The sequence below is a fragment of the Providencia sp. PROV156 genome, from assembly GCF_028480905.1.
GTDB classification, from domain to species: domain Bacteria; phylum Pseudomonadota; class Gammaproteobacteria; order Enterobacterales; family Enterobacteriaceae; genus Providencia; species Providencia hangzhouensis.
On record NZ_JAMPPE010000046.1, the window covers coordinates 1 to 8,213 of the forward strand.

5 protein-coding genes are annotated in these 8,213 nt (G+C 37.2%); all 5 read left to right on the forward strand.

All coding sequences use genetic code 11. The features are described from left to right. Window positions 1–377 precede the first annotated feature (377 nt). The gene (gene fadD, locus PSF31_RS20715) at window positions 378–2,066 is read left to right on the forward strand and encodes a long-chain-fatty-acid--CoA ligase FadD (protein ID WP_096863690.1); all 1,689 of its coding nucleotides are present in this window, start codon (window positions 378–380) and stop codon (window positions 2,064–2,066) included. A gap of 84 nt (window positions 2,067–2,150) precedes the next feature. Beyond that, window positions 2,151–3,272 carry a ribonuclease D gene (rnd, locus tag PSF31_RS20720; protein ID WP_096863691.1) on the forward strand — a complete coding sequence of 374 codons (1,122 nt, stop codon included), beginning with the start codon at window positions 2,151–2,153 and terminating at the stop codon, window positions 3,270–3,272. A gap of 441 nt (window positions 3,273–3,713) precedes the next feature. Beyond that, entirely contained in the window at window positions 3,714–4,457 is a 744-nt protein-coding gene (locus PSF31_RS20725; RefSeq protein ID WP_096863692.1) for a Slam-dependent surface lipoprotein, read from the forward strand. An 87-nt stretch (window positions 4,458–4,544) separates the two neighbouring features. Beyond that, window positions 4,545–5,957 carry a surface lipoprotein assembly modifier gene (locus PSF31_RS20730; RefSeq protein ID WP_164561039.1) on the forward strand — a complete coding sequence of 471 codons (1,413 nt, stop codon included), beginning with the start codon at window positions 4,545–4,547 and terminating at the stop codon, window positions 5,955–5,957. An 18-nt stretch (window positions 5,958–5,975) separates the two neighbouring features. Next, on the forward strand, window positions 5,976–8,213 hold a 2,238-nt coding region (locus tag PSF31_RS20735; RefSeq protein ID WP_272683294.1), incomplete at its 3' end, for a TonB-dependent receptor plug domain-containing protein.

Consider the following 8,213-nt stretch of genomic DNA (forward strand, 5'->3'; position numbering starts at 1 on the left):
CCGTAAAAAGATTATCTAAATAAGAGCTAATAAATAAGAGTGTTTAATAATAGTATTAGATAAAATTTAATCCCAGCAAAAGTGACTTCGGTTAATGTAATAGATTAAATCCCTTCTTAAGTGCGAGATAACCTTTCCAAAAATAGCGTAAAATCATGTATAATCAGGCAATCTTGTACAGATTTACATCTGTTTAACGAATTTAAGACAAACTAGGCGGCTTAGTCCGCCTAGTTTTTTCTTGAAGGAACAAAATTTATTTAGTGATAGACCTCTCAACCTTGACATTGTCTGTTTTTCAAACTGGTACGCTGAGTTAATAATTTGTTAAAAGAGATGTTGAGTATAATAACTTCACTAAATTCAGGAGTAACATTTTGGAAAAAATCTGGCTAAAAAATTACCCTGCTGATGTGCCGGAAGAAATCAATCCTGATAGCTTCGCTTCTCTAGCAGAGTTACTTGAAGATGCGGTCTCTCAATTTGCCGACCAACCTGCATTCATTAATATGGGAGCAGTGATGACTTATCGGAAACTTGAAGAGAGAAGTCGCGCTTTTGCCGCCTACTTACAAAATGGACTTGGTCTTAAAAAAGGGGATCGTGTCGCATTAATGATGCCAAACCTATTACAGTATCCGATTGCCCTGTTTGGGATATTGCGAGCAGGTATGGTGGTAGTCAACGTCAACCCACTTTATACCCCGAGAGAACTAGAGCACCAATTGAATGATAGCGGTGCAACCGCAATTGTAATTGTGTCGAATTTTGCACATACACTGGAAAAAATTGTTTTCAATACCAAAGTGAAACACGTCATTTTAACTCGTATGGGTGACCAGCTTTCACGTCCTAAAGCCACGATTGTTGATTTTGTTGTCAAATATGTAAAACGTTTAGTCCCTAAATATAACTTACCAGACGCCATCTCCTTTCGCCGTGCCATGCATTATGGCTATCGTATGCAATATATTAAACCTAACATTGCTGGTGATGACTTGGCCTTTTTGCAATATACAGGTGGAACCACCGGTGTTGCTAAAGGGGCGATGTTAACTCATCGCAATATGTTAGCAAATATTGAGCAGGCAAGGGCAGCTTACGGGCCTGTACTGAAATTTGGTGCTGAATTTGTTGTCACCGCTTTACCGCTGTACCATGTTTTTGCATTGACAGTAAACTGCTTACTGTTTATCACTGTAGGGGGCGTTAACTTATTGATTACCAACCCTAGAGATGTACCGGACACCGTAAAACAACTAGGACGTTATCCCGTTACGTCAATTACGGGGGTTAATACCTTATTTAATGCGTGGCTGCATAATGAAGAGTTCAAAAAGTTGGATTTTTCACGTTTACGCCTTTCAGTTGGAGGCGGAATGCCCGTTCAAAAAGCCGTTGCAGAAAAATGGCAGAAGCTGACAGGGAAACACTTACTCGAAGGGTATGGGTTAACGGAATGTGCGCCACTAGTTACAGGTAACCCTTATAATTTAACCAGTTATAGCGGAAGTATTGGTTTACCTGTTCCATCAACAGATGTTAAATTTCTTGATGATAACGGCAACGAAGTCGCTATTGGTGAGCCTGGTGAAATGTGGGTAAAAGGCCCGCAAGTCATGAAAGGGTATTGGAACCGCCCTGATTCCACTGCTGATACGATAGTGGATGGTTGGTTAGCGACAGGGGATATCGCTGAAATTGATAGCGAAGGGTATATTCGTATTGTTGATCGTAAAAAAGATATGATCATCGTTTCAGGTTTTAACGTCTATCCAAATGAAATTGAAGATGTCATTTCTGCACATCCGGACGTGATAGAATGCGCTGCAATTGGTGTACCTAGTGAAAGTACAGGCGAAGCGGTTAAAGTTTTCGTTGTAACGAAAAATGCGAATTTAACGGGTGATGAGCTAAAAACCTTTTGCCGCCGTTCATTAACCGCGTATAAAGTCCCTAAGATATTTGAATTTCGTGATGAATTACCAAAATCTAACGTGGGTAAAATTTTACGTAAAGACCTACGTGATGAAGAAAAATTGCAAAGAGAAAAATCACAAGTATGATTGTGGTTTAGTCTTGAACTATGAATAGATGACGCCGGTTTTAGCCGGCGTCATTGTGATGAAAATAACAAAGAGAAACTTGTTTTGAATTATCGTTTAGTAACTACAGATAGCGAATTAGCCCAAGTATGCCAAGAGGCGGGTAATGCACCATGGCTCGCTTTGGATACCGAGTTTGTTCGTACCCGAACATATTACCCACAGCTAGGTTTGCTACAGCTATATGATGGAAAGCAAGTTTCGTTAATTGACCCATTATTAATGACGGATTTTAGCCCGTTCAAAGCACTTTTAACGAATCCTGAGCAACTTAAATTTTTACATGCAGGTAGTGAAGACTTAGAAGTGTTTATGCATGATTTTGATTGTGTCCCTGAGCCGATGATCGACACGCAAGTTGTGGCGGCATTTTTAGGTTATCCAATTTCTTGTGGTTTTGCATCATTGGTTGCTGAACATTTAGGTATTGAACTAGACAAAAGTGAATCACGAACAGACTGGCTTGCGCGTCCTCTGAGCGAAAAACAATGCGATTATGCAGCCGCAGATGTGCTGTATTTGCTGCCATTAGCTGAAATTCTAATGGAAAAAGTGACTGAAGCGGGCTACTTGGAAGATGCCAAAGATGAGTGTCAACGTGTTGTGGCTCGTCGGCAAAAAGCCTTAAAGCCAGAAAAAGCCTACATGAATATCCATAATGCATGGCAGCTACGTGATGAACAGCTCGCTTGTTTGCAATTATTAGCCGAATGGCGTTTAAACCAAGCTAAAGCCCGCGATATGGCCGTTAACTTTGTAGTAAAAGAAGAGCACCTGTGGAAAGTGGCTCGTTATTTACCGGGCTCTCTGGGTGAACTTGATGCACTTGGCTTAACTGGGCAGGAAATTCGTTGCCATGGCAAGCGCTTGTTAGCCATTGTCGAGCAAGCAAAGCAACTTGATGAAAGCCAATACCCAACGCCTGTAGCGAATATTACGGAACAGAGCCAATACAAAAGCTTATTTAAAGAAATTAAAGCGATGGTCAAAGATATTGCTGAAAATGAAAAATTTAATGCAGAACTATTGGCTTCTAGGCGGCAAATTAACCAATTACTGTCGATTCATTGGGGGTTAAAATCTTCGCTTACACCTCCTGAGCTGCTGTCGGGGTGGAGAGGGCGATTACTCGCCGAGCCCATTACAAAGTTATTAGCAAACGAGTAATATATTAAGGTACAAGAAGAAAGCTTCTTGTACCTTATTTAAATAGCTTAGCTTATTTATAATCTTCAATCTTATCTTCATTTTTATTTATTATTCATTCAATAAACTTATAAAAATATACGTCATATTTACTTGTGGGTGTATTTATCTTATTTTCACTCAAAATTTGTAATTACTCTTAAAAATTCAATTAATCTTTAATGTAAAACGCAATAAATAAAACTATCCATTATAGGGTCTTTAATTAACCAGTTAAAAAATAAAAGGTTATTTTATTTTATGGTTTAATAATAAAAAATTGAATTATATTCCTTACATTTGTAAATAAAAATCATTTTCATATACTGAATCTCGAACATTAAAGGAAAGAATAATCTTTTATTTAATGTGTTTCGTTAATAAACCAATCTAATTCAAACTTCTATTGAAGAGGATGAATAAATGAAAAAATTATCACTAATTACAGTCGCAGTATCTTTCTCTGTATTTTCTGTTGGTGTTATGGCAGAAACCGAGTCAGCGCAAAGCTTAAGTTACGTAGGTAATGAAACAAATATTATTGTTGATAAAACCCAATCAACCATGGGACCTCATGGTGGCAGTATTGGTGCACCGGGTATCGGTTCTCGCTTTATGAGAAATGGAAAAACAATTTCGTTCTCTGGTTTAAAAAACTTAGTCACGCAAAAGCCTGACAACGTGTATGTTTTGGAAAGTGGCGGTAGCCCGCACGGTGGAATGGGTAAGTTCCAATTTAGCCAGGTTGCAGATGCCGAGGTATATTTCGGTGATTGGTCACAAACAGGGGCTGCTGATGATGCAATGCACACGGTTTATTTCTCTGGTGAGAATGCAACGACAGAAGTGCCAACCAGTGGCCAAGCAACTTATACGATAGCGGGTATTAACCAGTTTGCAGGAGAAGAAAAACAGACAGGTTGGTTTAATGCTGACTTTGCGGATAAATCATATACAGGTGCATTAGAAGGAGTAAATAGCCACTCCATGGAAGGGGCTATTAAAGAAGACGGTAAATTTAGCGGTACTGCCATTGCCAATGGAATACACCAAGGTGATAGTATGGGGCAACTCTTTGGGGATAATGCAGAACAAGTGGCGGGTATTCTCTCTTATGCGGATAAGCGTGAGTTAGACACGGCATTTGGTGGCCAGAAAGACGAATAATTACTGAACATATAATAAGCTAAAAAAAGTAGGCAAAAGTGATTTTGTCTACTTTTTTATTTTTGTCATTAAAATGGTAGCCTAATCATGTTATTTTTTAATAAAAAAACAAATTTAATATATTTGAGTTTATTATTACTTTTTTCTCTCCCTTCGGTATCGTCAGCTCAAGAGCTAAAAGGAGGAGTTATCGGTAATTTAAAAGATTATAGTAACAAAAAACATCATTCAGAAATAAATAATGTTAAATATAGTGAAAAAAATATCGACGAACTTGGTTTTATTCTTTATGATCTCATTCAGAAACAAGATTTTGACAAAATAAATGAAATTATTGGTAATTACGTTGACCATAAAGACCACGATAAAGAATTGGTTAAATATATTCATTCAGAAAGGGCAGTTTTAAATAAACAGTATGATTTAGCAATTAGCCTATATAATGAAATTTTAATTCACAAGCCTAATATGTTATTGGTTGAGTTAAAACTTGCACAAGCACTGACTTATGTTAAGCACTATGAATCAGCATTATCAATATATCAAAGCATCAAAGTTAAATATAAAGGAAGAATATCAAATGGGTTAACTAAATTTATTAAAAGTCAAATAATAGATTTAGAAAATAAAAATCGTTGGCAAGGTACGATTAAGTTAGGCTCAAGTTATGATTTTAATTTAAATGAAGCATCAAATAGCCGTGAGATGTACTGTTTTCGTAGTAAATGTATGAATAGTAGTAACCAGTCTATCGCTGGTGGAAAGTGGCATTATTATACTAAACTATCAAAGCGTTTTCCTCTAGTAGGAAACCACTCAATGGTACTCTCATTAGGTGTGATTGGGGTGGAGCCAATGAAAACAGTCGCGGTTAGAAAAACAAATATATATGTTACTGGGGAGTATCAATTCGATAACGCGAATACAACGTTCCATATACAGCCCACCCTTGAGGCTAAATGGCACGATAACCAATACTATAATTTAAGCCTAGGAGGAAAAATAGCGACAGAATACATGTTAAATCATCGAGTAACCTTGTTAGGTAATATTGAATATAAAAATAAAACTTACCCTTATAAGTATAGTTTTAATAACGGCGATAAATGGGTTTATTCAGTTACTGGTACCTATTTAATGAACCCTCGATTAATGGTTTTTGGCAGTTTTTATGGAGCCAATAGAAAAAAGCAATACGATAGTGATAGCTATGTACAGTATGGGGTTAGGGCGGGTTTTCTAAAAGTAACCGAACTGTGTGATCTACTTGTTGCGATAGGTTATAAGCAAACAAATTTTGAACAGTTTGATGCATTTTTGAATGTAAAAAGAAAAGATCATAATGGGTATTTAAATACCCAATTAACATTTGATAAAAATAAAATATTAACTTTTACGCCTTCTATTTATTTTAATAGCCAAGTGAATAAAAGTACTGCAGATATTATTTATTCTTTTAAGCAAAGTGAAGTCGGTGTCAATTTCACCAAGAAATTTTAATTTTCACCGGAACAGATAATGAAAATCAAAACAGTGATAGCCATTAATATCGCAACAGGGTTATCTATTGGCAATATTACAAACTTAGTCTATGCACAACAAAGTGAAAACATCGGTTCTATTGTGGTAAATGATAAAGCGGCCACAATCAAAGAGCGTGATAGAAAAGGGGCGGATGACCAATATGATAAAGACGAATCAAATATTTACATTAGTAAAGAAGAAATTGATCGTTATAAAGGTACTAACCCCGCAGACACTATTAACCATGCGGTAGGGGTATATAGTGGAGATGCCCGTAATAGCGGGGCAATAGACCCCAATGTTCGAGGTATACAGGGGCAAGGGCGTGTCCCGGTGACTGTAGACGGTACAGAGCAAGCTATCACTGTTTGGCGTGGTTATAATGGGGCGAATAATCGTAATTATATCGACCCGAATATGATTAGTAGCATTAAGGTAATGAAAAGTGCAACGCTAGACCGCAATGTGCGTACATCGATGGGGGGAGGAGTTGCCATAACAACGCTAGGCATTGATGACGTTGTGGATAAATACGACAAGTTTGGTTTTGATATTAAATTAGAAACATCAAGTAACTCGACAAAACCGAGGGTTAATCAATTAAGCCACGGTATAGATTACCGTGATGATAAGCGGCTATTGAATACGTTAGACATGCAGAAGTTTCGTGGGATTTATTTTAAAGATCACGAAATGCTTGTTGATCCTCGTAGTAAAGGTAATGCTAATTTTTTTAATCTGCAAGATAACGCAGCGCGTATTGCCGTTGGGACACGGCAAGAAAAGTTTGATTTGATGCTAGCATACAGCTATCGCAACCAAGGTAATTATTTTGCTGGGCGCCGAGGGGCGGGTAAATTTTATGACGACATCATTACTTATGACTCTAATAACCCAAATAAAGCGATAGACCCATATATGCCCTTCGTAGCTAGGATTTATGGGCCAAATAAAGAGGTGGCGAATACATCAAATGAAATGTCGACATGGTTAGCTAAATTAAATTTAATGCTACCTAATTCACAGGACTTATCCCTTGGTTATATGCATACATCAAGTCATTATGGCGAAATCATGCCATCGCAAATTCGTTATCATGATTTAGAGGGAAAAATTCCACAATGGCCTTTAGCTAACTTGGCGTTAAATACTTTTTACGCCAATTATTCGTTCAAACCTGAGTCCATTGGTTGGATTGACTTTCGATTAGGCTATTGGTTGACAAAAACTAATTTAAACTCAAATACCGCAGGTGGCCAACCTAGGGAACCAGTGGAAAGGGATTGGAATTATGAATTTGGTCGAGATAAAAATGTAGCTAAAAATCCTGCTATCAATGGCACCTTAGTTGATGGGATTAAATTAAACCAACTAAACGATCGCTATGGTGTTTCATTATCTAATAAATTCCAAATTACACCTGAATTTAAAGTGACTTTAATGGGAAGCTTAATTGATGAAACTATTGGTAGCCGTGAAGATATCTTTAATTCGGACTCTAGCCCAAAGGGGAACATGTTCTGTGCTATCCCTAGGGAAGGTAAGCGTCGGGAATATAATGGTACTATTAGGTTTGATTGGCAGCCTACTGATTGGTTAAGCCTGAATGCGGGGGCTCAATATATTAGTTACTGGTCAAGGGATTTATTAAAAGAGAGACGCATTGCGGCCAAAGATGTAAATTATGCGCCCTATAGCCATATAATAGCTAAAAAATATAGCTTGTCTCGTATATTAACTTCAGAAGAGTATCAATTAGTACAAAAATATGTGGATGATAAAGGGCGAACGTTTAATGATTTAAAAAATAATTTATATGCTCAGACTCGGTTAGTTGAAAAAGCACTGTCAATGCCTTCTTCTACTATAATAATGGGGAAAATAGTAACTCCAGAAGGAAAAAAACGAGAGTATAGAATTTTTGAGCAGAACCACACAGCAGAATGGAAAGTTGATGAAAATAATAGGTTTATACGTAAAAATAATCCATTCTATAATGGCGAAATTGACTTAAATGAAGAGGCTATAGACCCCGTAACAGGATTAATAGCAAAAAAAATAGGGGTAACAAATAGCACAAATGATGAATTGATGTTCACAAACGACCAAAAATTTAAAGCGCCAAAAAGAAATGAAGAATCAGCTTGGGCTCCGGCATTAGGGGCAACAATTTATTTAACAGAGAACGATCGAATATTTGGGCGTTATTTAGAAACCGTTAGGATGCCAAGT